Annotated in this window: 26 protein-coding genes and 2 pseudogenes; 16 read left to right on the top strand and 12 right to left on the bottom strand. The window is 58.1% G+C overall.

What is annotated here, in order from left to right; translation table 11 throughout:
• The first annotated feature begins 19 nt into the window (after nt 1–19).
• The 5 genes from SJQ66_RS12815 to SJQ66_RS12795 all read left to right on the top strand — a co-directional run bounded on the left by SJQ66_RS12815 (nt 20) and on the right by SJQ66_RS12795 (nt 4,490).
• Nucleotides 20–907, top strand: coding sequence for a hypothetical protein (locus tag SJQ66_RS12815; protein ID WP_320534494.1), 888 nt, complete (start codon nt 20–22; stop codon nt 905–907).
• Nucleotides 908–936: 29 nt separating this feature from the next.
• Nucleotides 937–1,299, top strand: coding sequence for a copper resistance protein CopC (locus tag SJQ66_RS12810; RefSeq protein WP_024906168.1), 363 nt, complete (start codon nt 937–939; stop codon nt 1,297–1,299).
• Complete coding sequence (locus tag SJQ66_RS12805; RefSeq protein ID WP_320534493.1) at nt 1,236–2,204, top strand: CopD family protein; 969 nt, start codon at nt 1,236–1,238, stop codon at nt 2,202–2,204. Before SJQ66_RS12810 ends, SJQ66_RS12805 begins: the two co-directional genes overlap by 64 nt.
• A gap of 239 nt (nt 2,205–2,443) precedes the next feature.
• The gene (locus SJQ66_RS12800) at nt 2,444–3,175 is read left to right on the top strand and encodes a DUF5677 domain-containing protein (protein ID WP_320534492.1); all 732 of its coding nucleotides are present in this window, start codon (nt 2,444–2,446) and stop codon (nt 3,173–3,175) included.
• Nucleotides 3,176–3,392: 217 nt separating this feature from the next.
• The gene (locus SJQ66_RS12795; protein WP_320534491.1) at nt 3,393–4,490 is read left to right on the top strand and encodes a hypothetical protein; all 1,098 of its coding nucleotides are present in this window, start codon (nt 3,393–3,395) and stop codon (nt 4,488–4,490) included.
• A gap of 620 nt (nt 4,491–5,110) precedes the next feature.
• Here SJQ66_RS12795 and SJQ66_RS12790 read toward each other — a convergent pair.
• The 4 genes from SJQ66_RS12790 to SJQ66_RS12775 form a co-directional block, all read right to left on the bottom strand.
• Nucleotides 5,111–5,671 (bottom strand): hypothetical protein, encoded by a 561-nt coding sequence (locus tag SJQ66_RS12790; protein WP_320534490.1) that lies wholly within the window; start codon nt 5,669–5,671, stop codon nt 5,111–5,113.
• Nucleotides 5,672–5,822: 151 nt separating this feature from the next.
• Nucleotides 5,823–9,245: a UvrD-helicase domain-containing protein gene (locus SJQ66_RS12785; RefSeq protein ID WP_320534489.1), complete on the bottom strand. Its 3,423-nt coding sequence runs from the start codon at nt 9,243–9,245 to the stop codon at nt 5,823–5,825.
• Nucleotide 9,246: 1 nt separating this feature from the next.
• A complete protein-coding gene (locus SJQ66_RS12780) occupies nt 9,247–9,762 on the bottom strand; it encodes a hypothetical protein (RefSeq protein ID WP_320534488.1) in 516 nt (171 codons plus the stop codon).
• Between the two features lie 3 nt (nt 9,763–9,765).
• A complete protein-coding gene (locus SJQ66_RS12775) occupies nt 9,766–10,434 on the bottom strand; it encodes a hypothetical protein (RefSeq protein WP_320534487.1) in 669 nt (222 codons plus the stop codon).
• A gap of 149 nt (nt 10,435–10,583) precedes the next feature.
• Between SJQ66_RS12775 and SJQ66_RS12770 the strand changes: the two genes are divergently transcribed.
• From SJQ66_RS12770 to SJQ66_RS12755, 4 genes are all read left to right on the top strand, one after another.
• Nucleotides 10,584–11,669 carry a multiubiquitin domain-containing protein gene (locus SJQ66_RS12770; protein ID WP_320534486.1) on the top strand — a complete coding sequence of 362 codons (1,086 nt, stop codon included), beginning with the start codon at nt 10,584–10,586 and terminating at the stop codon, nt 11,667–11,669.
• Entirely contained in the window at nt 11,666–13,051 is a 1,386-nt protein-coding gene (locus SJQ66_RS12765; protein ID WP_320534485.1) for a ThiF family adenylyltransferase, read from the top strand. The genes SJQ66_RS12770 and SJQ66_RS12765 overlap by 4 nt, the downstream gene beginning before the upstream one ends.
• A 5-nt stretch (nt 13,052–13,056) precedes the next feature.
• On the top strand, nt 13,057–13,407 hold the full coding sequence (locus SJQ66_RS12760) for a ubiquitination-like system serine protease family protein (RefSeq protein WP_320534484.1): 351 nt from the start codon (nt 13,057–13,059) through the stop codon (nt 13,405–13,407).
• Nucleotides 13,408–13,573: 166 nt separating this feature from the next.
• Entirely contained in the window at nt 13,574–13,846 is a 273-nt protein-coding gene (locus SJQ66_RS12755; protein ID WP_320534483.1) for a hypothetical protein, read from the top strand.
• 119 nt (nt 13,847–13,965) lie between these two features.
• On the opposite strand, the pseudogene SJQ66_RS12750 reads toward SJQ66_RS12755, so the two are convergent.
• A pseudogene (locus SJQ66_RS12750) lies at nt 13,966–14,106 on the bottom strand (IS5/IS1182 family transposase); the annotation flags it as partial.
• On the opposite strand from SJQ66_RS12750, the pseudogene SJQ66_RS12745 reads away from it, so the two are divergent.
• Nucleotides 14,092–14,331 (top strand): annotated as a pseudogene (locus SJQ66_RS12745) (Tn3 family transposase); the annotation flags it as partial. The pseudogenes SJQ66_RS12750 and SJQ66_RS12745 sit on opposite strands and share 15 nt — an antisense overlap.
• Nucleotides 14,332–14,781: 450 nt before the next feature.
• Here SJQ66_RS12745 and SJQ66_RS12740 read toward each other — a convergent pair.
• The 4 genes from SJQ66_RS12740 to SJQ66_RS12725 all read right to left on the bottom strand — a co-directional run bounded on the left by SJQ66_RS12740 (nt 14,782) and on the right by SJQ66_RS12725 (nt 16,978).
• The gene (locus SJQ66_RS12740; RefSeq protein WP_320534482.1) at nt 14,782–15,402 is read right to left on the bottom strand and encodes a type VI secretion system amidase effector protein Tae4; all 621 of its coding nucleotides are present in this window, start codon (nt 15,400–15,402) and stop codon (nt 14,782–14,784) included.
• 3 nt (nt 15,403–15,405) lie between these two features.
• Nucleotides 15,406–15,960, bottom strand: coding sequence for a PAAR domain-containing protein (locus SJQ66_RS12735; protein ID WP_320534481.1), 555 nt, complete (start codon nt 15,958–15,960; stop codon nt 15,406–15,408).
• A gap of 353 nt (nt 15,961–16,313) precedes the next feature.
• Nucleotides 16,314–16,670: a helix-turn-helix domain-containing protein gene (locus SJQ66_RS12730; protein WP_320534480.1), complete on the bottom strand. Its 357-nt coding sequence runs from the start codon at nt 16,668–16,670 to the stop codon at nt 16,314–16,316.
• 5 nt (nt 16,671–16,675) lie between these two features.
• Complete coding sequence (locus SJQ66_RS12725; RefSeq protein WP_320534479.1) at nt 16,676–16,978, bottom strand: type II toxin-antitoxin system HigB family toxin; 303 nt, start codon at nt 16,976–16,978, stop codon at nt 16,676–16,678.
• A 655-nt stretch (nt 16,979–17,633) separates the two neighbouring features.
• Here SJQ66_RS12725 and SJQ66_RS12720 point away from each other — a divergent pair.
• A complete protein-coding gene (locus SJQ66_RS12720; protein WP_320534478.1) occupies nt 17,634–18,014 on the top strand; it encodes a hypothetical protein in 381 nt (126 codons plus the stop codon).
• Between the two features lie 21 nt (nt 18,015–18,035).
• On the opposite strand, the gene SJQ66_RS12715 is transcribed toward SJQ66_RS12720, so the two are convergent.
• Nucleotides 18,036–18,305: a hypothetical protein gene (locus tag SJQ66_RS12715; RefSeq protein ID WP_320534477.1), complete on the bottom strand. Its 270-nt coding sequence runs from the start codon at nt 18,303–18,305 to the stop codon at nt 18,036–18,038.
• Nucleotides 18,306–18,596: 291 nt separating this feature from the next.
• On the opposite strand from SJQ66_RS12715, the gene imuA reads away from it, so the two are divergent.
• Genes imuA through SJQ66_RS12690 form a run of 5 tightly spaced genes read left to right on the top strand, consistent with a single transcriptional unit; the run spans nt 18,597 to nt 24,259 of the window.
• Nucleotides 18,597–19,295, top strand: a complete 699-nt coding sequence (gene imuA / locus SJQ66_RS12710) for a translesion DNA synthesis-associated protein ImuA (protein ID WP_320534476.1) — start codon at nt 18,597–18,599, stop codon at nt 19,293–19,295.
• The gene (locus tag SJQ66_RS12705) at nt 19,225–20,682 is read left to right on the top strand and encodes a Y-family DNA polymerase (RefSeq protein WP_320534475.1); all 1,458 of its coding nucleotides are present in this window, start codon (nt 19,225–19,227) and stop codon (nt 20,680–20,682) included. Before imuA ends, SJQ66_RS12705 begins: the two co-directional genes overlap by 71 nt.
• A 6-nt stretch (nt 20,683–20,688) precedes the next feature.
• A complete protein-coding gene (locus SJQ66_RS12700) occupies nt 20,689–23,838 on the top strand; it encodes an error-prone DNA polymerase (RefSeq protein WP_320534474.1) in 3,150 nt (1,049 codons plus the stop codon).
• A 59-nt stretch (nt 23,839–23,897) separates the two neighbouring features.
• Nucleotides 23,898–24,056 (top strand): H-NS family nucleoid-associated regulatory protein, encoded by a 159-nt coding sequence (locus SJQ66_RS12695; protein WP_407691506.1) that lies wholly within the window; start codon nt 23,898–23,900, stop codon nt 24,054–24,056.
• 5 nt (nt 24,057–24,061) lie between these two features.
• Entirely contained in the window at nt 24,062–24,259 is a 198-nt protein-coding gene (locus SJQ66_RS12690; RefSeq protein ID WP_320534199.1) for a hypothetical protein, read from the top strand.
• A 208-nt stretch (nt 24,260–24,467) separates the two neighbouring features.
• Here SJQ66_RS12690 and SJQ66_RS12685 read toward each other — a convergent pair whose 3' ends face one another.
• Both SJQ66_RS12685 and SJQ66_RS12680 read right to left on the bottom strand, forming a co-directional pair.
• On the bottom strand, nt 24,468–25,088 hold the full coding sequence (locus tag SJQ66_RS12685) for an AcrVA2 family anti-CRISPR protein (protein WP_320534473.1): 621 nt from the start codon (nt 25,086–25,088) through the stop codon (nt 24,468–24,470).
• A gap of 42 nt (nt 25,089–25,130) precedes the next feature.
• The gene (locus SJQ66_RS12680) at nt 25,131–25,907 is read right to left on the bottom strand and encodes a hypothetical protein (protein ID WP_320534472.1); all 777 of its coding nucleotides are present in this window, start codon (nt 25,905–25,907) and stop codon (nt 25,131–25,133) included.
• Nucleotides 25,908–25,945 lie beyond the last annotated feature (38 nt).

Here is a 25,945-nt window from a genome sequence, read left to right as displayed (position 1 = left end):
ACAACTGGAGATAACCAATATGCGAACCTTTATCAGTCGCTATGCGCCCCCGGCACGCTGCGCGCTGCTGGCCACCATTGCCTGCCTGGCCCATGCTTCCCCTGGTCATGCGCACGCCATCGCGGGCGACCGCGTATTTCCCTCCACGCTTTCCGTCGACGACCCAGGCGTTGGCGACGAAGCCAACCTCGAATTCGGGCACCAGCGTGTGCCGGGCGACGTCGGCGACCAAAGTATCAACAGCTTTAGCTTCGAGTACGACAAGCTCATCACGCCGCGGCTCGCCTTCTCCGTGGACGGCAGCTACGTCATGCAGAACAACCCGACGGCGCGCGGTTTCGACAACTTCGGCGTGGGCCTGAAGTACTTGCTCTACGTGAACGACGCGCATGAGTTCATGACGTCAGTGGGCGTGAACGCCGAACTCGGCGACACGGGCAGCCGCGCGATCGCCGCCAACTTCTCGACGATCTCACCCACGATCTTCGCCGGCAAGGGCATGGGCGACCTGCCCGACTCGCTCGCGTGGCTGCGGCCCGTCGCCATCACCGGCGAGGCGGGGCCATCGTTCACGACGGGCGGCGGCCAGCCGAACTCGTTCGACTACGGCTTCACGTTTCAGTATAGCCTGCCCTACCTCCAGCAGCACGTGCACGACCTCGGCTTGCCGCGGCCGTTGTCCAACCTGATCCCCCTAGTCGAAGTGCCCCTGTCGAGAAGCCAGGGGCAAACAACGGGAACTGTCAACCCCGGCTTCATCTGGATGAACCGCTACGGCCAGCTCGGCATCGAAGCGCAGATACCGATCAACCGGGCAAGCGGGTCGCACGTCGGCATCCTCGCCCAGGTGCACATCTTCTTCGACGATGTCGCGCCGCGCACGATCGGCAAGCCACTTTTCCAGTAAGCCCGCACATTCACACACGGAATACCGCCATGAAACTCGCTACTTTGCGCACGACTGTCGCCACGGTCGCGTTGCTGAGCGCCCCCCTCGCGTGGGCGCACGCTTATCCGAAGCATCAGGAACCGCCCGCGGGATCGACCGCGCCGGCCACGCTCAACGCCGTCGTGATCGACTTCGACGACGGGCTTGAGCCCGCGTTCAGTTCCATCGACGTGAAAGACGCGCAGGGCAAGTCTGTTATCCGCGAGAAAGCCAAGGTCGATGCGAACGACAACAAGCGCATGTCGGTGGGCCTCACTCCGTTGACGCCAGGCGTCTATACGGTTGCATGGGTGGCTGTCGCTGCGGACGGGCATCGCACGCAGGGGCACTACCAGTTTACGGTGAAGTGACCGTGGAGCCGCTCGTCGCCACGCAGATCGCCGTAGCAGCCGTGCAGAACGTGCTATTCGCGACGGCAGCCGGTTCCCTGGCTTGCGAGGCAGTGGGGAGCCGCAGCGGTATCGGCCCGCCGACCGCTCTGCGCGGCTGGCAGGCGGGTCTCTCGATGGTGTTGGCACTCACGACCCTCGCGTACCTGTGGCTGCAGGCAGCCGTAATGAGCGGCTCGCCACTTTCCGATGCAGGCGCCGCTGTCATTGCCGTGCTCACGCAATCGCACTACGGGGTTGCGTGGTCGGTCGGGTTCGTCGGTGCGCTGCTGGCGACGCTGAGCCGACTTTCCGACCGTCGCGGGCTGCCGCTGTTCATCGCGGGCCTGGTTGCTTGGGCCGCGGGCAAGGCCGCGGCCAGCCACGCGGCCGATGCGGGCGACTTCTCGGCGCGTGAAGCCATCCATGTCGCACATCTGTGCGCGACAGCACTGTGGGCCGGTAGCGTGATCGTCGCCGCAATTATGCTCCGACGCTCAGCGACCGCTCACGCAACGACAGAAAGAAGGGCAGCTTTCTGCGGTGAGCTATCGTACCTGGCGACGGCTGCGCTCGTCGTCGTGCTGGTCACCGGTTTATACAACGTGATGCAGGACACCGGGCAGGCAGACGTGCGGCTCTTCACGATGCCCTGGGGCCGGATACTTGCCGCTAAGCTCGTGTGCGTCGCTGCGGCCGTGGGATTGGGTGGCTGGAACCGGCTGGTGGTTCTTCCCGAACTTCGCGCGCAGGCGCATCAGGACGGCTCTGCTTTTATGGCCACACAGGAGCGCTTCCACGCGTGGCTGTTCGTCGAGGCGCTCGCCATGCTGGCCATTCTTGCGATCGCAGCCGTACTGGGGCATACGTCTCCGACAGGAGGTTGATGCTTGCCGAATCGCAGAGATATCACAATGTCCGACCATGGCCGATGAGCAGCCGTTCGATGAAACGACGCGAGCGTCTCTTCGTGGCCGATCAGTGACAATCTACCTGATTATTTCCGCGCTAGTATTGTGAGTCGGCAATCGGCCACCAAGGGACAGTCGGCTAGCTTCATCGAATGACCGAAGTTCGGCGTATATTCGACGCCGAATGGGTCCGCCACACGCGAGAAGGGAATCCAATGCCGAACATACCCGCAATGCTTGTGGCCGCGCACGATATAAAGGCACAGATCGATGGGCTGCTGGTGCGTGGGCGCGTGCAGGATAGTGGCGAACATCGTGTCGCTGCAACGCTGTGTCTGACTATCGCCGAACAGTTTGCGGCGACCCTGCACTTGATAGAGGGCGGCTTCTCGTCCCATGCACCAGTCATGGTGCGCTCAATGCTAGAGGGACATGCGAATCTGCTGAACCTAGTAAGCGACCCTGCGTTCGTCGACCAGATCAGGTACGACAACGCGCGTGCCGATCTCGTGTTGTTCACAGAATATGCGGCGGACCCCGAGATGCAGGGCAACGCGGACGCGAAGGAAACATTGGCCAGATGGAAAGCCGATGCGGAACCGGTGCGCGATGAGTTGGAAGCGAAGGGCTATGGCAAGCTCGACGTGTACCAGCGATTCAAGAGAGCAAACATTTCGTCTACATACGTGGCCTACCGCGTCTTTTGCTCGTTCGCACATAACCAACTCACAACATTGTTGGCGCGTCATGCTGACCGTTTCGAGCTTCGCTACCATGTCGAAGCGCCGAAAGCGCTAACTGCCAGCCTGCTGAATGTAGCCGTCAGCATTCTGTGCCAAGCGGTTGTAACGGCATCGCACTACACCGACCTGACCGACGCCGATCTGCGGCAAGTAATCGACGCTGCCGACGCAACATGGAGCGCAGCGCAGGCACTCGTCGAGTAGGCCCCGGTTAGCTGGGGGGCTGGAAGGGAAGTGCGCTGCATGGAGAGGGAAGCATGAGCGACCGGACCAGTCGCGCTACTTTACAAACGCCGGAGGCCAAGGCTCTAGTCGAGCGGCTTCCGCCGTTGGTTGGCTGTAAGATCAGCGTTCACGGTCACCGGTCGGGGTGCCGAACTGACTGATCAAATTCGCAGAAATCCTCATATTTACTCATGTTATGGCTGGCATCTATACACTTAACGCGCGCGGCAACGTGCTGCTCCCGGTTATCCGGAAGCACTACCGCTGGACTGATTCGCGCACCTTCCATGAGATTCAGCGCTTTCACATCGATTTCCTAACGATCCTTCGCGCGAAGGGTGTCAACTACTCGTCACTCCGAAGTGCGCTGACGCCGCAACCGACAAAGCACGAGGCGGCATTTCTTTTCGACGAGCATCGCTGCGAGAACACGTTCGTTCCGGGTGTGGAATGCGCCGACGCGCTGTTCAAGGCGCTCGACCGCGGAACGACGCACAGCATTCTTGGCGGCGAGTTGGTCGACGACAGGGACGAGATCGCACGCGCGCTGCTTCGCTGTTCAGCGATTGTCTCCAAAGACTTGAACTTCAAGCATCCATGCTTCTGCTACGTCATCTACGTCAACAACCTTTCCGAGGGCAGCGTCACCGCCATCGACAGCACGCTACGGACACACAAAGCCTACCTTGGCTACGTCCCTTGCACCTATGCAAGCCTTGCCAAGACATTCGTGTCGATGCATCTCGTGAATCTGGTGATCAAGCAGGGAAATACCGTCATCCTCGGACATGAGAATGACCGGCCGAACACCGAGAACTGCAACCTGCATCTCCATGACTACACAGCCCTTGGCCTCCAGCTAAAGAGCCTTCAGGCGATGTACTTCAACACCTTCTTGTCCTACAAGCCCGAGCAGATGTTCCTAAAGGAGTCGGACGACGATCTTGAAATCGCGTTGCGAGCGATGTCTAGGGAGATCGCCCCGCTTGATGAGTTCAGAGTTGTCATCGAGGACGACAAATTCGAGAAGTATCTGAAGACCGTGAAGCGTGGGAAAATGATGAAGGCTGGCCTCGCCGACTTGACCAAAGCGGAGCTGGAGGCGGCTATCCGCGAGAAACTGCGGATGAGCTACCTGTACAACATGGAGTGGGTCGATGAGCCCACGCACCAGCTCAGCAAGTTCAATATCATGCTCGAATTCGCGAGGGCAGACGGGTATCCGGAGCGAATGGTCGTTTCCCTCGAATACCGGCCCGTCGAGCGCGTGCTGCGACTGGTGACGGTTTCATGAGTTATTACGTTCTCGTGCGAACGCCGGGTCTTGATCTGCTGCAGCCGAATCGTGCAATTCCAGAAGGCCACTGCACCGGAAGGTGTCGGTCTGATCGGCCACCGGTCTCCAAAAGTCGTGGGAATATCGCGTCCGCTATTCGCTGCATTGCGGCCGTTTAGCGGTATATGGCGAACGGCCACACTGGGTCGATAGTGGCCTTTTGTCAGTAACACAAGGCGACGTAGAGAAAGCTACAAGTTTTGTTGAAAACGCTTATTTCTCTACAACATTAGTTGAAATTTGACGCTCCATATACAATTTTAGTTGAAAGGCGGGCTGGAATAAATCGCGATAATTCAATGACCTATTGGAGATTCCGGCAGATGCTTTGTATACAACATTAGTTGCGCAGGCGTATTATTCGAGTTCTCCCTCGATGCACCACACCGTGCTTCCCGCGGGTGCTCGCTCGACACGTATGCTCTTACGCGCTCATACCGAATGCGAGATGGGATAACCAGCCGCTTACGTGTAAACGGAATAACAGCGAAGTGCGACAGCGGTCCGACCACATCCGCTGAGAATAGGCGACAACCCACCGCTCCGAAATCTTCATCGCAGCGGCCGAATCTCTTCCCTTATTCTTCGATCGGACTCCAATTCAGCGCGGCTTCGATGCGTCGACGGTAGAGCGTATCGATCTGTCGGGGAGCATTGCGCACATACTGCTCGGCAATTTCGCGCTTTCGACCTTCAAGACCGACAAGATACGCGGTTACTTCATCAGCGCTCGCGCGATGCCCGTCCTGCCCGCCAAACTTCGGTGGGAGCGCTGTCCAGACGACGCCGTCTAACCCGCAGGACTGTGCCCAATGATTGAGCGTCGGCATCGCTGCGGGCGGCGAACCGTCCGAGCGTTGCCACACCCCGATATGCTTTTGCCAGTTCTTCTCCGGAATCTCTTCGCGTGCGCCAAGCGCGTGACGCGCACCTTCAATGTTCGTCGAGTCCATGAGCGCCCAAAGCACGCGCATGGGCTGACCACCTTCGTCAATCACCAGCGTTACTCGCCCGTCTTTCGACTGTCGCAGGAATTCGACTGGCGCAAGCGGACCGTCTTCAAACCATCCCCTCCGAATTGGGAGTCCCCGCACGTCCCAAACCAGTGACCCCCAGCCGAGGCACGCTATCGTCTGCATTTTTTCCCTCGCATTGAGTTGCTGCGACTGCCGCTACGTATCGCGATAGCTCGTGCCGCAATGCCGCCCCCGATGACAAATCTAACACAGGCTACTTTCGAAACAACAGTCGAGGGCCGGTTTCTGCCTCTCGCATGCGATGCGACGCACCTTACGTACTGCTCCCGATTTCCCGTATCTCAGGCCTAAACCGACCTTGTGGAACTGGCCCACACACGAAGAAAGCCGGACAGTTCGGACACGAATACGAAGAGGCACGTGCCGGAAATTTCCCGCTTCGGATCGCGTCCAAATTCTGCACAATCGTATCCCGACGGTTAGCCATTTTTCTGGACGTAAGGCCGATCGCCCTCTCTTGTCTGTCCGCCAAATACACCAACTCCGCGGTCGCATCTCGGAACGCGCGTTCAACTGCCGCCAAAAATGCAGCTGTACCCAGACTCTCATCGTCCTCAGAACGACTGTGACCTGTCATTACTCTTCGCACCTTGATGGCGCCATCCGAAGCAGTTAGCAGATCGTCCGGCGTCACGATTACCTCCTCCGCACCGAAACTAACCAGAAGTGCTTGAGTCGCCATCGGCAGGTAGCCCGCACGCGACTCGGCAAAAAACCGAATCATCGTTACAGCAAATTCGCGATAGTGCTCGAAATAACCGTGCTCTCCAAGGCCGTGCTCATGCAACTCCCTCTCCATCGCCGCATCAAGATGTTCGATGCTCAGCGGGCTTGTATCGGCGACCAGCTTTTGGCACAAGTTGCGAACTGCGTCATGCATTAGAAGGAATGGCGTGGCATCGCGCCGCCCTCCCGTTCGCAATACGTGCGTATAGAAAAAACGTCTTGGGCATCGCTCGTAGAGCGCCACCTGATGTTCACTCAATTGCAGCGGGCCATCCAGGTCCAAGGCAATCGGTTCGTCTTCGGGCGCCTGCGGAAGGGATTGCGAGGTTGCGACATTCTTTCTGATGAGATTCGCACCGATTCGAGACAGGAAACCTTCGGACAGCTGGCGACTCCGCCCCCCCCGATTCTTGGAGCAGGCGTACAGCACGAGCCTATCTCGCGCCCTCGACATGGCCACATAGAACAGGCACTCCTGTTCCTCCATACGACTGTGGTCCAGAAATTCGGCGACGGTCCCAGTAACCCCTTGAATCATCCCCGCAGGCGGCGGGCAAGCGGGCGCGGGTCGCCGACCTCCAGGAATAGTGTCCTCGTTTAAGCCGGGAATATGAACTGCACGGAACTCAAGGCCTTTTGCTCCGTGGATAGTCATCAAACGCACACCATCAACACCCTGCGCAGCCATAGGTAATTGTCGGAGGTCCCGATCGTCACTTAACCGAAGCAGCCTGCGGATACGCGCAAGCAAGCGGCTGATGGGTAATCCCGCGCCGGTCGGTTGTGACTTAACGAAGTTCATGAACTGCCAAATAGCGATGCCCTTCGCCCGTGACGCAATCGACTCGTCTCCAGCAATCCCCGCAGCGAGCCCGGTGCGGTCCAACAGTACCGCTGTGAGTACACTCCACGGTGAATGCAACACCGTCAATCCATTGAAGACCTTTTTCAGCCGCCCAAGCGCATCGATAGCGGCCTGATTCAACTCGGGAATGGCAGCTGCATCTTCCAGAAAAGAAAGGGGCTTCCCTTCATTGCGTCTCAAGTGAGCAAGCACACAAGCCACGTCCTGGAGATTCATCCGAAAGCCTGGCAGGTTCGCCAGTCTGACTAAGCCCATGGCGCGGGCGTCCACCATCAACGAGAGGAACGCCAGCAAATCCTTGACCTCTGCGCGCTCAAACAAACTGCCAAGAAAGAGGACGGGTATGCCCAACATCTCCAGACTGCGCGCAAGCTCAGAGAGCTTGGCGTTCCCCGTGCACAGAACCGCTTGGTCCCGGTAGGTAATTCCCTTTTCTTTTAGTTCTTCGATACACTCCGCTATTGCTACGGTTTGCTCATCCGGCCCAGCTGTAATGCGCAGTTCTGGTGGCGGCCCCGCTTCTTTTCGAAATGGCTTCAGTTCGCTGCCAGATCCACCAGCACGCATGTCGCGGGAAAAAGCGGAGTAAGCTTGGACGATTGCTCCAACAGAGCGGTAGTTCAGCTCCAGATGGCCGTCTGCGGCTTTCGGAAAATCCTCGTTGCCAAACCGGGAGACATTAAACGAGGAAGCTCCGCGGAAACGGTAAATCGATTGCTTGGCATCGCCTACGACCCACAAGTTTATGCCGGTCGGCTTTAGCGCCTGCAGCAGCCGTACGCTGCTTCGGTTGACGTCCTGATATTCGTCCACCACGATGTGGTCGTAAGTTGCTGCCAAGTGCGCCCGAGTCACAGAGTCGCGCTCCAGGAGCCACGCGGGCAGGTACACCAAGTCGCCAAAGTCAATGCAGTTGCGCTCGCGCTTCAGCCTCTCGTACGCGTCGTAAACTTCAGCGACCTCCTTGGCTTTGGCCGCTGCTATCCGCTCTTCCTCGGTGCCGGCATCACTTAACATCCGCTTCGCCAGTTGCGCGTACTCCTCGGGCCCAACGACTTCGTCCTTGGCGCGTGAAATCGCGCTCAGAATCTCGGTGATTTTGTCGGTTGGGTCGTACAGGTCGCGATAGTGCACCAAGTTCAAACGCGGAAACTCGTGCTCCAGAAGTTCTGCGGCCTCGGTCCGATCAAGCATTCGTGGCTCGCTGGATAATCCGAAGGCACGATGAAATCGACGAATCACATCCAATCCAAACGCATGGAAGGTGCCAACCCATAGAGCTGCTGCCGCTTCAGGCTGCTTTTGTGCGATACGTTCGGCCATCTCGCCAGCAGCTTTGTTCGAAAATGTGAGCAGCAGGATACGTCGCGGATCGACGCCCTCGGCCAGTAACCCCTCAACGCGGGTCACCAAAGTCTGCGTCTTGCCAGTACCGGGCCCCGCCTCGAGAAGATACGGAACTCCACGATGTTTCGCAGCCGAATCCTGCCTGTCGTTAAGGGGACGCTCTGTCTTTCCTTGCTCATCAACCGTCACTGCCGGTAGAAGAAGAGCATCGAGAAGTTGCTGAGCAACCACCTCATAAGGCGCGTCAAGCTTTCCTGCAATATCCGCGGCTGTCATGCCTTGCTCGATATGAAGCTTGCGTACATATGGCCTAGGAAGCAGGAACTCCCTTGCAAAGAGATCCATCTGGATCTCCCGCCGTTGTTTTCGACTATAGTCGACCACACGATCTTCGCCCACCGGCGACGGCTCGGAGCTACGCGCAAAATCGATCTTGTTCGAGGGCGTCGAGTCGTCGGCATCGCCGAGTAACGCGTGCCCGAGCTCATGCGCAACCAGTAAGGCCCGCTCGAACAATGAGCCTTTCTTTTCGTGAAGAATCAACGCCGAGCTGGGCATGAGCTTTGCCCGCCCACCGTCGAGCATAGCGCCGCCGGGGGTGACATCCTCAACGTCAAACCCCTGATGACAGGCCTCTTTAACTGCGAACTCGTATGCACTCCAAGGCGATAAGCCACGCTGGGCTGCTTGATTGTGCAGATCCGCTGCGCGTTGTCGAGCGAGTTCGACAGCATCCATGTTAGTTTTCCTCTCGCATCAATTCAGCGATTTCCGCTTCTGTCATTGATGCATCTCTCAGAAGACGCTCAAATCTGACCTGCTTGGGGATCTCAGGCGTTTGATCCGATTTGTGCTGCACGGCCACGGCACGAACCGGCCCGGAGAGCGCAAGCGAAAGCGCTTCGAATGTTGCGCCAACCTCGTTCGCGAACAGTCGAAGAAATTTCTTGGGTATCGTCTCAACTATCGCGCGGTGTTCAGCTAAAGCAGCTAGGACACTTCGACGTATGCCCAAGCGCTCAGCAATATCCCGTTGCCTAGCGATCGGCAGCGAATTCAATTCGTCCGATGCCTTCCGAGCTTCATCTATCGCTGAACAGGCCCGTTCTATTGCAACCGTACCTTTGGATGCCAAGGCATCTCCGTCAAGTTCTGCTGCTTGTAACAACTCCTCCAGCTCCGCACTCGAAGCACCCATAATCAGAGAAATTTGTGCATCCAGAAACCGCTGGTCCGGGGTCTTTTTAGCGTTCATGGCTCACTCCTTGGGTTCAAGCTTCGTCGCTGCACGCATCAAAACCTTCCACGCGTTGCGATATTCAGCTTCCGGCACTCCAAGTACAGAACGAACTTCCTCGTGGCTTTCGAGTGACTTTTCGATGATGACGCCAAGAATCCTCGCTGGCAGTGTCTCAGGCTCATACTGTGCCTTCAGGATCGCAAACAGGCTTTGCTCTTCCGCGTCGCTTTCCACGGCCTCCAACTGTTCTGCTGGAGTGCGATGGTCTGCTGAGGTCTCCTCCAGATTAAGGCCTTCGTCGCCGTCCTCTGAGGACGCGAGCTCGTGCTCCATGACTACCATGTCATCCTCTCTGGACTTGGTCTTCTCCAGACTCGAAGCCCAGCTCTTCATCACGCCGATAACCAATCCAACGAAATCCACTCGATTCTTCGGCCAGGCACGCACACCCATGCCAATGCGTTCGAGCGCCTCTTGAAAAAGGTCTTCCGGCTGATATTGACGCTTTAGATGAGGCTTCGCACGAAGAATCAAGGCGGCCACTGCCATCAGTCGCTTCTTCGTCGATACGTCGCCGTACAGACCATCGATTGCTTCAAGAATATCGGCCTCGCTCGCGACGATGTCGATAGGCCGGATATCCGTCGGGTCGTCCTTGGCGCGCTCATCATCTTCTTCCGTTCGCACTGTGCTTACTCCTTCCCATGCTCTTGTACGTGGGCGGCTTGCCACCGTTTAGAGTGTTTACTCTAAATTGTCTCAGCCGTGGCAAGCGAGGCGCGATGCAGAGCATGGGTATATGAGGGGGGCGGTTCCCCCGTTAAGGAAAAGCTCATATGAACCCCAGCCACAACGCTATCGTGCGACTTGCCAACGACGAAACGCTGAATTTTCGTGACGTCGAGGTACCGCATACCAACCCTACGGGTGCAGAGATCCTAGACGCGGACCATGCTTGCGGCCCCGACAGCATCCTCCTGCAGCGACTCTCCGGCGGCGACCTGGAGACAATCCGCCTCACCGAAATCCCGGACCTGAAAGCTGGCAACGAATTTATTGTAAGTCACGGGGACCGAACCTACTCCCTCACCGTCGATGGTGCGCAGATGGTGTGGACGGCCCGGCACATTTCCGGAGCAACCATCAGGAAGTTGGCACAGCTTGCCCCGAATCTTGAGCTGGTTTTCCTCCGTCATGGCCACGAGCAGCGCGTTATCGAAGATAGCGCCGTCATCGATCTGGGGCAGCCCGGCGTGGAACAGTTCGTCTCCTACCAAAAAATGTGGAAGCTGCGCGTTCAGGGCGTCACGCTGGAGTACGACGTCCCCCAAGTAAGGGTGGGCGACGCCATGAAACGGGCGGGCTTCGATCCGATGAAGGCATGGGACATTTATCTGCTCGTCGCGGGGCTCCCCAAGCAGAAGGTGGACGTAGAGTTCGTAGTGGACCTGCGCACGCCGGGCATTGAACGGATTCGCTTGATGCAGCGCAACGTTGACAACGGGGAGGCACCACTGACGGTTTCGCGCCGGGAGTTTCGGCTCCTGGGCGTCGACGAGGAACATCTGAACGCGACCGGCCTCCAGTGGGAGACAGTCAAGTGCAGTGAGCGGCGCTGGCTCGTGATTCACAACTACCCGCTGCCCTCAGGGTACTCGCCGGCAGTGGCGAAGCTCGCACTGGATATTCCGATTGACTATCCCCAGGCTCAGCTGGACATGTTTTATTTCCAGCCGGCAGTGGCGCGCGTCGATGGAGTGGCGATTCCTAATACCCATATTCAGGCCATCATCGAGGGGGTGCAGTTTCAAGGTTGGTCGCGCCACCGTAATGGCGCTCACCCATGGGACCCGTTCTCGGACAATGTAGCCACACAGTTGGCTTTGGTCGAGCACTCTCTGGCTCGGGAGTTCGGAGAATGATGCCCGCGCGCACCCTAACCATGACGCAGCGGCTACATGAGCAGTTGCAGCAGCATCTCTTTCGGGGTGATCTGAAGGAGGCTGCCGCTGTACTCGTGTGCACCCGCGCTCCCGGAACACGCCTGCGGCTTCTCGTGCAGCGCGTCATCCCGGTTCCCTATTCAGCGTGCAGTCGGCGCGACGATGTATCCATCACTTGGCCTTCCGAGTACATCGAGCAAGGTATTGACGCGGCCTGCGAGAAAGGGTTGTCGCTAATCCTCATTCACTCGCACCCGTACGGCACACCGGTGTTTTCCAACGTAGACGACGAGAGCGACCAGGAAATTATCCCTTGCATCTTTGCCGCTTGCGGCAGCATGCATGGCACCGCCATCATGCTGCCCAGCGGATTCATCTTTGGCCGGGTCTATGCTCAGGATATGACCGTTTCGCCAATCGACCTCGTCAGCGTTGTCGGATCGGATTTACGGTTCTTCTGGGCAGACGACGCTGCTCGTCGCGTAGAACGGCCGATGGCCTTCACGAGTGACATGACAGCCGAACTGGGTCGTCTGAGCGCCTGTGTCGTTGGCGTCTCAGGTACCGGATCCATTGTCGCCGAGCAACTCTGTCGGCTTGGCTTCGGGCGCGTTACGCTCATCGAGTTTGACAAGGTAGAAAGCAAGAATCTCAACCGCATCCTCAATACAACCAAGCGGGATGCTGACTGCGAGCTTCCCAAGGTGCAGGCCTTCGCAGATCGCGTCAATCAATACCGTAGCGAGCCCTATGTGCTTCCTGTTGACGCGAATGTCTTTACGCGAGAAGCGGTCCTGGCTGCGGCAGAGACCGACCTGCTGTTCTGCTGCGTCGACAAACTGCGAGCGCGAAGTGTTGCAGACAGGCTCGCACAAGCATTCCTTCTGCCTTTGCTCGATGTAGGCGTCGGCATCTCGACGCGGCGAACCGAGAACGGTGGATTGGCAGTCGATGAAGTCGTCGGCCGAGTTGACTACGTTCAACCCGAGGGAAGTAGCTTGCTCGACCGAGGCGTCTATACCGCCGCGTCGCTTCAGGCTGAGGCGCTACGTGACGTGGACCCAGCCGCCCACGCCGACCAGGTTCGTCGGGGTTACATAGACGATGTCCCCGAGCAAGCCCCAGCGGTTATCACGTTGAATATGCGTGCCGCTAGTATCTGTGTCATGGAATTTCTCGCTCGAGCATTCCCGTTCCGGCAGGAACCGAGCGATCGTTATGCACGTACGCGCTTTATGCTTTCTGAAGCCATCGAGGAGTTCACGGGAGAAGATGAATTCGCGTCGAGGCCATCTCCCATACTTGCCCGTGGTGACGAAGAGCCATTACTTGGACTGCCCGCCCTGGGCAACGAAAGGTGATACAGATGAGATGGCCCATTTGGATTCTTAGCCTTCTGGAGGAGATTCTTCCAGCCAGAAAGTTGGAAGTCGTCGAGGGGGAAACCCTCCCGGGGAAACTCCCTCGCCGCAACCTTGTGCTACTTAAGGATAGCGGGGAGAACTGGAGCGTTGGCATGCGTTGCCCGTGCGGCTGCGGGCAGCCAATTGAACTAGCTCTTATCCCCGAAGCTCGCCCTAAATGGAGGCTTCAGGTCGAGCATAACCACACACCAACGCTTTCACCTTCGATCTGGCTGAAAGAAGGCTGCCGTTCACACTTCTTTCTCCGGCATGGGCGTGTTGAGTGGGTCAGACCAAAGGATGCCCGGATGTAAGCGGCCGCAGAGGTGTCCGTAGCGATACAAAAACGAAGAATCGGGACGATTCGACCTGCTTCTGAACTGAAGTATCACCTTCGCCGCGAGACAAAATTGGCATCGACCGCCTGCTCCAACTGCGCAACGACACGAATCCAATAAACAAACAACCAACGCCACCGCCATGAATTTTCTCTACCCTTACATCTCCCTCTTACACGGGGCAGCGTGGAATATTCATCAATCGCTTGAAGGCATAGGAGTATTGAACTCCAGCTTTGTCGAGAGAGATGCAGCCGGCCACATCGTTTCCGGATACTGGTCGCCGGCGGAAGCAGTATTGCCGACACTTGGCTTCCTGATTCTCGTGGCGCTCAGCTTATCGGCGGCCGTAGCTGTCGCCGGCTATATTATCAACCGCAAAAGAGGCCTATTCATTGCGCTAGGGAAACACTGATTAATAGGCCAACGCGCGAGCTTGTCGGCGATGCTGACGCGCAAATTCCGGATGCCGAAGTGAAGCGCAGCGAATTCGGGGAAGTTTGCCCCGGGAAAGCGCCTCATTTCCTGCATTTTTCATACACGTGACGGACTACTCCCGTGAACCGACCGAAACCGGTTTTGCGCAATCACCAAGTTCGCCAAGCCGAACAGGCGGAACAGTTGCGCCGTGTTCTTCGCCAGTCCCTTGTAGCGCACCTTGCGATCAGCAACCAGTGCGCAAGGCTGATCGCCAACGCGATCATTTTTTACAACTCGGCAATCTTGTCGCGGCTGGTGACCAAGTACGAGACGGCCGGCAACAGCAAGGCGCTGGCACTCATCGCCAAAATTTCGCCGGCGGCATGGCGGCACCTCCTGCTCAACGGGCACTACACCTTTCAAAGCACCGGCAAGACGATCGACCTCGATGCGCTCGTCGCGGGCCTGGAACTGGAGTAGCAGAGTTTCTGGGGCGCCGGCGTCGTCCTGCAGCACCACGCCACCCAAATTCCACAATGCGAAATGGCGGAATTTTCTGGGATTCCCGCTTGGAACCCCTTATAGCATAGACTCAAACGTGTAGAATCCGTGTGCCGACGAACGTTAAAATCCATTGCAAAACTATTGCGCATGCGAGGTACGTGAGCACAGCGCGGGCGGAAGGACGTCTGGCAAACAAACAGAAACCGAGGACGGCAAATAAGAGAGTAGGAGCGAACAGGTATGCGAACAGGTCTATGGTCGAGTGGGTCGTTTGCGCGCAAGCATCTAATCCACCCCCGCATTCACCCATCGGCGGAGCACACAGCCGTCCAAACACGCCACATAAGCGACTGTCTATCGCTGCCCACACGATCACGCTAAGCAGCCCCGTAATCGCAAATCCGATCGTCCCGGCAAGGCGTCGCATCATTTAATTTCCCAAAAAAGAATCCGCTTTGAATTGCGAAGATCGGAAAAGCCGAAACGAGCGCCAGGGAATATCGATTGAATCCCTATTACGCGGCCAAATGTGGCGATCGCGTCCGGCGCGCTACTCACGGTTAAACGTGATCCGTTCCAAAGATCGATATGGCCGCCACTGGCATCCGATGCCGCTTCGCCGGTGCGTGTCCAGTAATGTGAAAACTGAATGATCCCGGTCCGGCCTTGTACCTTCGATTCCCAGTCTGGCCCGGTGATGTCCTCCGCTTTAGGCAAGCCCGCAAACGGCTGATGCTCAAGCCATTCGCCTAGCTCGTCGGCGCGTGTAGCAGTAGGCTTTCCGTCGAGAATAATGCGGCCGATCGTCGGAGAGCCCGACATAGGCGTCACGGTCTTTTGTGAAAAAGACTTCATTTCCACGCCGACGCGGTGCAGCGTGACGCTCATCCGAATAGCACATTGATCCGTGTAAGCGGGATTGTCGTACGGGTCGCCAGAAGGATAATTGGACCACAATTCTTGGAAGGTTATAGCTTTAACCGGAATTTCCCATTGCGAGCCGGTGGCTGCATGCGTGGTAACTTTGGAGTGTTTGGTATGTGGCATCCACTATTCCCCGTAGTGCTTTGCCAGCGCGTCATCGCCCCAATACACGGTATAAGTGCCCGGCGCGTCGCCTGTGTAAATGCGAGGCAAAATTCCACTTGCGTCAAGCCTTCCAAAAGACACACGCCCATCCTCGGTCTCGATGTAATACGGCAAACCCTCTGCCTTGTACTCGGTCGCCTTCACTTGCTCATCAAAGGCGCCTTTCTTGACCGACGTCACGCCACCAGTGGCGTTGAGGCTGGAAACGACACTACCTTGCCCTTCCACCATGTCATCACACCACGATTCGCCGCTCAGCATAGCGAGAATCTGTGGCGGCCGAGCACACTTGCAAAGCACGATATCTCCATCAAGTGCAGCCTCCCCCATCGTGCTGATGCGATAGGGACCGCCTGATTTTGCGATACGGCCGGTTTCCTTGCAAGCACTGCAGAAAGCGAGGCCTCCGATCAAAGCGACCCGATGCCCATACATCGTTACTTGAGGACCGTCGTGTGGCAGAACGGTGCCTCCGCTGGACAACGTGTCTCCTATCACAGCAATTCTGCGTTTCATGTATATCAGCTCGCCAGTACAACGTTTGCAGAGGGTTTGTATCTATGTTTTTCTATTAACGCTGTTTCGATGCGCGGTAGATTAAATAGATGGCGTGTACTGAAACCACGAATCCCATGTACCATCCAAAATTCGTTGCTATGAACCTAGCAGGATGGTCTGCTTCAAGCATAAAAGGCGACACGTCGGTAGGGTTTGACCCAGGTGGCAAACTCGACTCCCATCCATGCATCCACGCTAAGACACCACAAAGAATCATCGCCGTCATGATGGCGGCTCGCACTAAAAAAAGGATGGCGACGATTGCGAAATCTTTAGCTTGCTCTGCGGCACTAGTCACTCACAATCGTTTCCTAGGCAATGAGGACCTCAGCGGGGATCTTCAATTCGCGGCTCAAACGACGAATCATGGCTAAGCTTAGGCCACGCTTTCGATTCAGAACCTCGTAGACGCGATTCAAGTTACCGATATACGGTTGCATGTCGCGGGCCGTGAGTCCAGCCTGCTCCATACGGAACTTGATCGCCTCGATAGGATCGGGCAGGTCGAGCGGAAAATGCTCCGCTTCGTATTTTTCAAGCAGCGTAGCGAGAATTTCAAGTTGATCTCCGGCCGGTGTACCTGGTGCTGGGTCGGCATCAACCAAGCTTGAGACAATCTGCAATGCCTCATGGTAGTCGTGAGTGTTATGGATTGGGCGGATTTCCATTGTCGTTACTCCACTTCAACGGTTTCAGCATTGATCTTGTCGTACTCGCCGTGCGTACCAATAAATTTTATGTATATGACACCGATGCGGTAAGCAATGGCTACGATCAGCCGGTACTCGTTTCCCTTGATGTTGAACACCACACGATTTCGACCGACAAAACTTGCGCTCGCGTATCTGGCCTTGATGTCCTGAGGTGTCATCCATACCGCTTTAACGGCTTCTTCATGCCATGCAAGCACGGACTGCCGCGCGGCTGGGTGTTTGTCACAGAACGCCAACAGGATTTTTTTCGCAATGACTCTCATTGCCAAAGTGTAGTCCCGTATTGGGACTAACGCAAGTACCTCGTTATAACGGGTATGAACACGGTAAGCGCAAATTCCTATCATAAGCCTTGAAGTTATGACAATTCTTGCGCTTATACCAAAAACGGAATAAGCCGATGGCCTACTGCTTGAAATCCCTTGAGCTAAATGCCTGATCGAATTGCCGAGCTTACTGCACCTCGTCGCTGTGCAGGTACAGCGTGCGTCCGTGTCGGGTCGATGGCGGTCCCTCGTGCCGGCATGTCCCATGCGTATGCGCCAATGTCCGTTGCGCGGCCGACTGCTGCCATCGGCAGAGTCGGTGTCGAACGGCGGCTCTGGCCGAGCAACGGAAGTTGGCCGCTCGTTCGGGTACGGTTGCCCCAGTTAAGGATGGGAAGCTAGTATTTCTCGTTACCGTAACGCAAAATACCAGAAGATACCGGAGACCATCGTGGATTTGCCCACGGACGCAAACGTTATTCCGTTACCATTTACCGTAAAGAAAAAATGAGCAAGAGGACGGCCTAGAAAAGAAAACGCCCCGTCGAACGCGGAGCGCCAAAAAGCGTTTCGTGCGCGCCAGGCAGCTGCCATTAAATCCGTTACTGTAACGAAAAATATTGACGGCGATTCAGCGGAAATCCAACGACTGTTGGGTATTATCCGTGAGGTAGAAAATGAAGCAGAACGCAGAAAAAACGAAATCGCTCTATGGCGCTCCCGCATTGCTGAGTTGGAAAAGCTGATCCAAAAAAATGCCCGCGCGGCGAAGAAGACCATTCCGCAAAGATTGAATGTTAGACAGGCGCTAACAGGTCCAGAACCATATCTCGTAAAAATGTCGCTGGGACGTAGTCCGGCTCGTCGCAGATCATTCACGCTTGATCCCTCACGTTGGATGGATCTCGAACTGCTTGCGAAGTGGTTTGGAATATCAGAGGCCGAGGTGCTCGGACGTGCCATTTCGCTATTGCACCACGAGCTTACAGACTCGCTAGATTCGAAGGAGCGAGAAAAATACTACGGGGTTTAGAACCCAAGTGCCCTTATTGTTTCAAAAATCCGCAGACGCCGGTGAGCGCTCACATTCGCGAGCAGTACCAACACACTCGCCATGACAACCGCGGCACCAGCCGCGATCAAGGGACGAAATCCGCGGCAAACCGTCAAAGCGGGAGGGAGGACATTTCACGCCCAACTCTCGCCCGTTTTCTCTCGCGTAGAACGTGGGTTCTCCCCCTACCCCTGATCGAATCGCCTGATCGATCGTATCCGCACCAAATGCCGCGCGCATCTCGTCGATCCAGCGGGTGACAACGAGCATCTCTTCACGTAAAGATCCGCGCTTTTTATGGGTTTGCCCGCTGTCGCCGCTCATCAGTTGTTTGATATTGCTTTTAGGGTATTGCGTTTTTTGGACGCGCATTTGCGCAACTACCGCATCGCGAGCAAGCCATTCCGGCGAATGACACGGTACCGCATCCGTAAAAATTACGGCATCGCGCCATCCAGTTTCATCACATTGACGACGCTTCCCGCGTGGCGTTTGCCAAAATCCCAAACGTGAATGATACTGTACATCCATACAGCATTATTGCCTAGCGCTCCGATCATCATGATTGCCGCCCCCGAAACCATTCATCCAGCGCTGTGGCGGGCCTCCTCCCTTGGCCGGGGTGCCACGCGCTGCCTGGCGTCAGGACATGCGCATCTGGATACCGAATTGCCGGGTGGTGGCTGGCCCGTCGGCACTTTGGTCGATCTACTTACTCCACACGCAGGCGTCGGTGAGGTACGGCTGCTTCAGCCCGCGTTGACCTCCTTGGGAGCCCGTCCCATTTTCTTCGTCTCGCCGCCCCATAGCCCGAGCATGCAGGCCCTGGCCAATTGGGGCGTACCGACAGGCGGGCTCCACTTGGTCGAACCGCAAACCTTAGCCGACGCGCTGTGGTCGACCGAGCAGATTTTAAGGGCCGGCACCGCCGGTGCGCTGCTGTTTTGGCAACCACAAGTGCGCTCCGAAGCGTTGAGACGACTGCATCTGGCCGCACAAACCAGCGAGACGGCATTTTTTATGATCCGGCCATTGAATGCAGCCAATCTGGCCTCGCCCTCCCCGCTGCGGCTGCGCCTTGAGCCCGCGCCCGATGGCGTGTCCGTGTTTTTCTTGAAGCGGCGTGGCCCCGCGCGCGACGAGCCGCTTTTCGTGCCGCTTTACCCCTCACCTTTTGCGAGCAAGCGTCATGCGCCTGTGGATCGGCGTACATCTCCCCTACCTCTGCCTCGAAGCGTATCGGCCGACCTGGACGCCTGATGGCGCCGGTCTGGTTGTGCTTGAGCGCGAGAGCGTACTCGCGGTAAGCCGCGCGGCACGTGACGCAGGCGTCCACTCAGGCATGCGGCGCGCCGGCGCGCTTACGCTCGCGCCTCACGTCACCCTGGTCGAGCGCGATGAGCTGCGCGAGGCCGCGGTGTTGCAGGCCCTTGGGATGGCACTGCTGCGCTTCTCGCCGCAGGTGACGCTTGCAAGCGAGGCGACGGTGTTAATGGATATCGGGGCGAGTTTGCGCCTGTTCGGCGGCATCCGAGCGCTTCGCAGGCACGTGATCGACACTGTCAAAGTACTCGCGCTGACGGGCCGCGTGGCGCTCTCGCCGACCGGTACCGGGGCGTGGCTTCTCGCCAGGCGCGCGCAAATTGCGCTAAGCGAGGCGTCGTTGCGTCGCAAAATCACCCCCTTGCCAGTCGCGCTGTTGCCACAGGCGCGACCGGTGGCGACCTGGTTAGCAGGCGTCGGATGCCACACCTTGGGTGCGGTACTGCGCCTGCCGCGCGCAGGTCTGTCGCGTCGCGCTGATCCTGGCCTCTTACTGGCGCTCGATCGGGCCGTTGGCGCCGTCCCTGAAGGCTTTGCGTGGCTGATACCGCCGCCGACATTTGATGCCAGGCAGGAGCTACCTGATCGCACGGATCGCGCCGATCTGATCGCCTGCTACGCGCAAGCCCTTGTGGTCCAACTGACCGGTTGGCTGGCCGCGGGCTTTCGGGCGATTACCGCTTTGACCATACTGCTTGAGCATGAGCGCGGGCGAGACGCGGTCGCGCCGACAGAAATCAAGGTGATGTTCGCCGAGCCGGCCAACGAGACCACCCGTATCCAGCGCTTGATCAAAGAGCGCATTGAGCGCACCGAACTGCCGGCGCCAGCGATTGTGCTGCGCTTGCGCGTTGACGATGTTCGAGCTGCCGAGCAATTGAGCGACTCGCTCTTTCCTGAGCCCGGCGGCACTCCCGCCGATCACGCGCGCCTGATCGAGCTACTCGCCGCGCGCCTTGGCGAGGAGCGGTTGCGCAGGCCCGCACCGATTGCCGATCATCGACCAGAGGTCGCCAACCGGTGGGTTCCCTATCATCGCCCAGGGACAATCGCGCCGGCGAAACACTTGCGTCGCCCGCTTTGGTTATTGGACAAGCCGATCGAGCTTAAAACCCGCAATCACCGCCCCTTCTACGGAAGCGCGCTGCGTTTGGCATCCGCACCTGAGCGCATCGAGGCTGGCTGGTGGAGCGAACCATTCGCCGCGCGCGACTACTTCGTCGCGCAGGGCGCCGACCATCGCTGCTATTGGATCTATCGGGAACGCGGCAGTCTCTCCGACGATACCGACCCACGCTGGTTCCTGCACGGACTGTTCGGGTAAAACGCCATGCTCGCATCCGTCTTCCTACCCGCCTACGCGGAGCTTCAATGCTTCACGAATTTCTCGTTCTTGCGCGGCGCATCGCACGCCGAGGAACTGGTAACGCGCGCCAAGGCACTCGGTTATACGGCCTTGGCCATCACGGACGAGTGTTCGCTCGCGGGGGTGGTTCGCGCGCATGCCGAAGCGAAAGCGGCAGGGATGCCGCTGTTGATCGGAGCCTATTTCCAACTGAGCGGGCCGGATGGTCAACCCGATGCCTCACTAACGATCCTTGCCCGCAACCGAGAGGGTTACGGCAACCTCTCAGAATTCATCACCATGGCGCGCGCGCGTGCGGACAAAGGCACCTACCAGGTTGACCGGGACGACTTCGCACGGCCCGCACGCCCTTATGGCCATCTACGCGCCCTTCCCGACTGCACCGTGATCATCGGCACTCCGCCTGGTGCCGGAGCGGCGGTGGACCAAGCGTTTTTAACGCAAGTCGCTTGGGCTCTTGAAACTTTCGGCGCGCGACTGTGGATCGGCTTGGCGCTGCATGGCGGACCAGACGACGATTTACTGCGCGAGCGCGCCGAGAGCGCCGCCGCAGCGTACGGTGTGAAGATCGTCGCGCTCGGCGGGGTGTACATGCACGTGCGCTCCCGAAAGCCGCTTCAAGACACGCTCACAGCTACGCGACTGCGCAAGTCGATCGCCGAGTGCGGCTATGCGCTGGAACCCAACGCCGAGCGGCACCTGCGTGCGCGTCTGCGCCTGGCTAACGTGTATGCGCCGGCGATGCTTGCAGCAACGCTCGACGTCGCCGCGCAATGCGCTTTCTCGCTCGAGACGCTGCGCTATGAATATCCGGACGAATTGGCTCCCCCAGGCGTCACCCCCGCTGCCTATCTGCGCCAGGAAACGTATATCGGCGCGTGGCGCCGCTATCGCAACGGCATTCCCTATGTCGTACAGGCGCAGATCGAGCACGAATTGCAACTCATCGCGGATCTGAAATACGAGCCCTACTTTCTCACTGTCTACGACATCGTCCGATTTGCCCGCGAGGAAGGCATTCTTTGTCAGGGCCGCGGCTCCGCCGCCAACTCGGCTATCTGCTATTGCCTGGGCGTCACCGAGGTCGATCCACAGCGCGGCAATATGCTGTTTGAGCGCTTTATCAGCAAGGAGCGTAACGAGCCCCCTGACATCGATGTCGACTTCGAGCATCAGCGGCGTGAGGAGGTGATCCAGTACATCTATCGAAAGTACGGCCGTCATCGCGCAGCACTTGCTGCGGCGGTGGCCACGTACCGACCGAAAAGCGCGCTTCGCGACGCAGGCCGTGCGCTCGGTGTCGATCCGTCAATCATCGACAAGGTCGCCAAGTCCCACCACTGGTTCGACTCGAAAGAGGATTTGCTTGCGCGCTTTGTGGAAAGCGGCCTGGATGCCGATACGCCCATGATTCAGCAGTGGGCGAGGCTGGCCATCCAACTGCTGGGTTTTCCCCGGCATTTATCGCAGCACTCCGGTGGTTTCGTCATCAGCGCGGGCAAGCTATCGCGCATGGTGCCCATCGAAAACGCCGCGATGCCCGATCGTAGTGTGATCCAGTGGGACAAAGACGATCTCGACGCCGTTGGCCTGCTTAAAGTCGACGTGCTCGCCCTCGGCATGCTCACCGCGATTCGCCGCACGCTCGATCTGGTGTCGGAGCAACGCGGTGAGTTTTTTGAACTGCAGGACATTCCGCCTGAGGACAGCGCGACGTACGACATGATCTGCCAGGCGGACACGATCGGCGTATTCCAGATTGAATCACGCGCGCAGATGAGCATGCTGCCGCGTTTGCAACCGCGCACATTCTACGACCTGGTCATCGAGGTTGCCATCGTGCGCCCAGGCCCCGTACAGGGTGGTATGGTGCATCCGTACTTGCGGCGCCGGCAAGGCCTGGAGAAAATCTCCTATCCGAGCGACGAGGTGCGAGGCGCGCTTGAGCGCACCCTGGGTGTGCCGATCTTCCAGGAACAGGTGATGCAAATCGCCATGGTGGCCGCCGGCTTCAGCGCCGGCGAGGCCGACCAGCTACGCCGCGCGATGGCAGCATGGAAGCGCAAGGGCGGACTTGGCCACTATTACGACAGCATCGTCAACGGAATGCTTGAGCGCGGATACCAAAAGGCATTCGCGGATGCCTTGTTTGCACAGATCGAGGGGTTTGGCGAGTATGGCTTTCCGGAAAGCCATGCGGCAAGCTTCGCCCTGCTCGTCTACGCGAGTAGCTGGCTGAAGTGCCACTATCCTGCCGCCTTCCTCTGCGCCATGCTCAACAGTCAGCCAATGGGCTTTTATTCACCCTCTCAGTTGGTTCAGGACGCAAGACGCCATGGCGTCACCGTCTTGCCGGTGGATATCACCGCGAGCGACTGGGATAGCACCTTGGAAGGCGATATGGCACGCCCGGCCGTGCGCCTCGGCCTATCCCGAATTACTGGTCTACGACAAGAGGCCGGCTGGCGTATCGAGGCCTCGCGCGCAATGCGGCCCTTCAAGGATGTCGCAGACCTCGGGCGGCGCGCCGATCTCAACCGCCGCGACTTACAGATCCTGGCTACGGCCGACGCCCTGCGGTCAATCGCTGGGCACCGGCGCGAAGCCCTGTGGCAAGCGATCGCATCGGTACCGGAAAAATCGCTGCTTCGTGACGCTGGCCAGGACGATGACACACCGAGCCTGGCCGCGCCACGAGAAGCCGAATCGATCGTCGCGGACTACCAAAGCACGGGCCTTACCCTTGGGCGCCACCCCGTCGCGCTCTTACGCACACACCTCGACAAACTCGGACTGATGAATGCCCAGACGCTGGCCACTTATAAAAACGGACGCGTCACACGCGGTTGCGGCATCGTCACCGTGCGGCAGCGCCCTGGCACGGCCAAGGGTGTGCTGTTCATGACCCTTGAGGACGAAAGCGGGTCGGTAAATGTCATAGTTTGGCCATCGCTCCTGGAGCGGTACCGTAAGGAAGCGCTTGGCGCCACGCTGCTCGGCGTGCATGGCGTCTGGCAAACCGACGGCAAGGTCAAGCACTTGGTCGCCAGGCGGCTTTTTGATATGACTGCCCTGCTCGGCGATCTCACAACGACGAGTCGTGACTTTTGCTAAACGGCGGTAGGCAGTTTTTTACAATGCGTTGACTAAAGATCGCGCTGTTCGGTTTCTCGATGGCTGAATCGGGCGTCCCGAAAACGCAAAAGTCCAAACCTAAAAATGGGAAAGTCCAGCCGATATATCGAGATCCAGAGACTGGCCGGACCTGGTCCGGTCGCGGCAAGCGGCCGCAGTCGATTGTCGGCAAGGATCACGGCCAATTCTTGATCTAACGCCCATGATCACGCGCAAGCCTGAGCGGCTTCCATTAACCGGGCGGGGCACCAAATTCTTCTATCGTCCTGCATGTCTTGCATCGATAGGTATGAACGCCCGTGCCGTGAAGGAGATATCCATAGTCCGCGTGTTGTTGCCACTGATGCCTGCCGAAAAAACACTTTACGACGCAAATAATTATTTGGCGCATCATTTTTAACTTGTCGAGAAAAGACGCTGATCACTTGCCCGGAGCACATAAGTCGGACTATTCAGAACACCCGCCGCGGCACCACTCATACAGTTTTATTCCGTGGACAGGCGCGATATCAACACGGCCCCACATCACGTTTTATGCCCGTCGAGCGCAACCGCCTTCTCATCAACAATGCAATTCGGATTGCCTTCGACGATTAGAAGGTCAATGATCAGTTAAGACGGTCCGGCCGTACGATCGTCGGTCCCACGAAAATCAACTTGCGCAGCGCTGCCTGCGGCCCATGCGGCTGCATCCGGAAGTGCGGTCGCCGCCAATGTCCTCGAACCTCGTGATGGCCTCCGTCTCCACCAAGGGACGGTGCCAGCCCCGCATCCAGAATCGCCGGGCCAACAATATGCCGGTCATAGAGTTGTTCGATCTCAGCCAGTCGCTCGGCTCGCCGGCGCTTGCCCAGCCCATTGAACTGACGGGGTGCCTTGGTATACGCCTGCTCGTGTACGATCTGCGCATCTCGCGCATTCAGGTACAGCAACATTTTGATGCTGTAATCCATGGCACCGCGCCAGAGCGCAAGTGTCTCCGCATCCTCAGGGTCCCGTGAGTTGCGAAAGGATTCATCGAGCAGCGCATGAATGGTTTTATCCGGATCGTCCAACGACAAGCTGATGACGTCCATCGCGCCGGTCGCCGCGCTATCCTGGCATGTCCACGCAACCAGGTCGAGCGTCTGTTCGGTGCGAAAAATGGCGATCGCCTCGACATCACCGGCCTTCTTCCACCGCGACGGTTCAGGAATGATGCACACCGTGTCGGCTGGCAGCGTGATCATTCCGACCGGCACGTCGTCAGCAATGTAAGAGTCGTCGAGCAGTCAGTGCAATGGGGGCGTCGGCTCATAGAACACACCATGACGCACCTCGAATGCAAGCCAGATGATGCTGTATTGCGCGATCATCCGGACCTGCATGGCGTCGAATCCGTCTGCCCCTTTAGGCAGTATGTCTCGGGTGAACGGATCGATGAATCGCATCAGCGCAAGCAGCCCTTTTGTCCTTAGCGCCTGAGTGAAGCTCTGCGAGTCCGCCGCGTCTAGCGCGTCCCGGGCAGCGTGCCACGCTTTCATTGCGCCACTCACACGATACCGCACGAGGCCCGGCAAGCGAGCGAGCTTCGGGTTGGCTGTATCGCTACTGCGGCCGATCGCTTCGATGAGCAAGGCACGAATCGTTGCGTGCTGCTGACGCGTTTCTTCTTCCCGTGTGGGCGCTCGCTCCACCAGTGGCTGCGAGCGGCGACGTTTGCGATACTGGGCGATTGCCTCTGGCGCGTGCCGCACCTGAATCTCCATGGCGCCGGCCTGTCCACGATGCCGATCGTCCCACCCGGCTTCGAGGCGCAAATCACGGAACGCCATTTTTACGGCTGCGGGCGACGCGGGCACGCCCAACCATTCGATGAGTCTCGGGCGGATCTTCTGCCAAGTGTAGTCAAGCAGTTCATCTGGGTCTTCGCCGTCCATCGGACGCAAGTGACCCGCGCTCAACCATAGCGTGACCCCTGGTAAGAAACCGGCGCACCGTAGAGGTTGGCCCTCCAGCGCCATCGAGCCCGACAGCACCACCTTGAAAAGGTCGCCGGATGCAAGCATTGCGCCATCAGAAAGCACGACGTGCTTCCCGAGCGCAA

The organism is Robbsia andropogonis (genome assembly GCF_034047095.1).
GTDB lineage: Bacteria > Pseudomonadota > Gammaproteobacteria > Burkholderiales > Burkholderiaceae > Robbsia > Robbsia andropogonis.
Note: the sequence above shows the minus strand (reverse complement) of the source record. Positions and strands in the feature narration are given on the sequence as shown.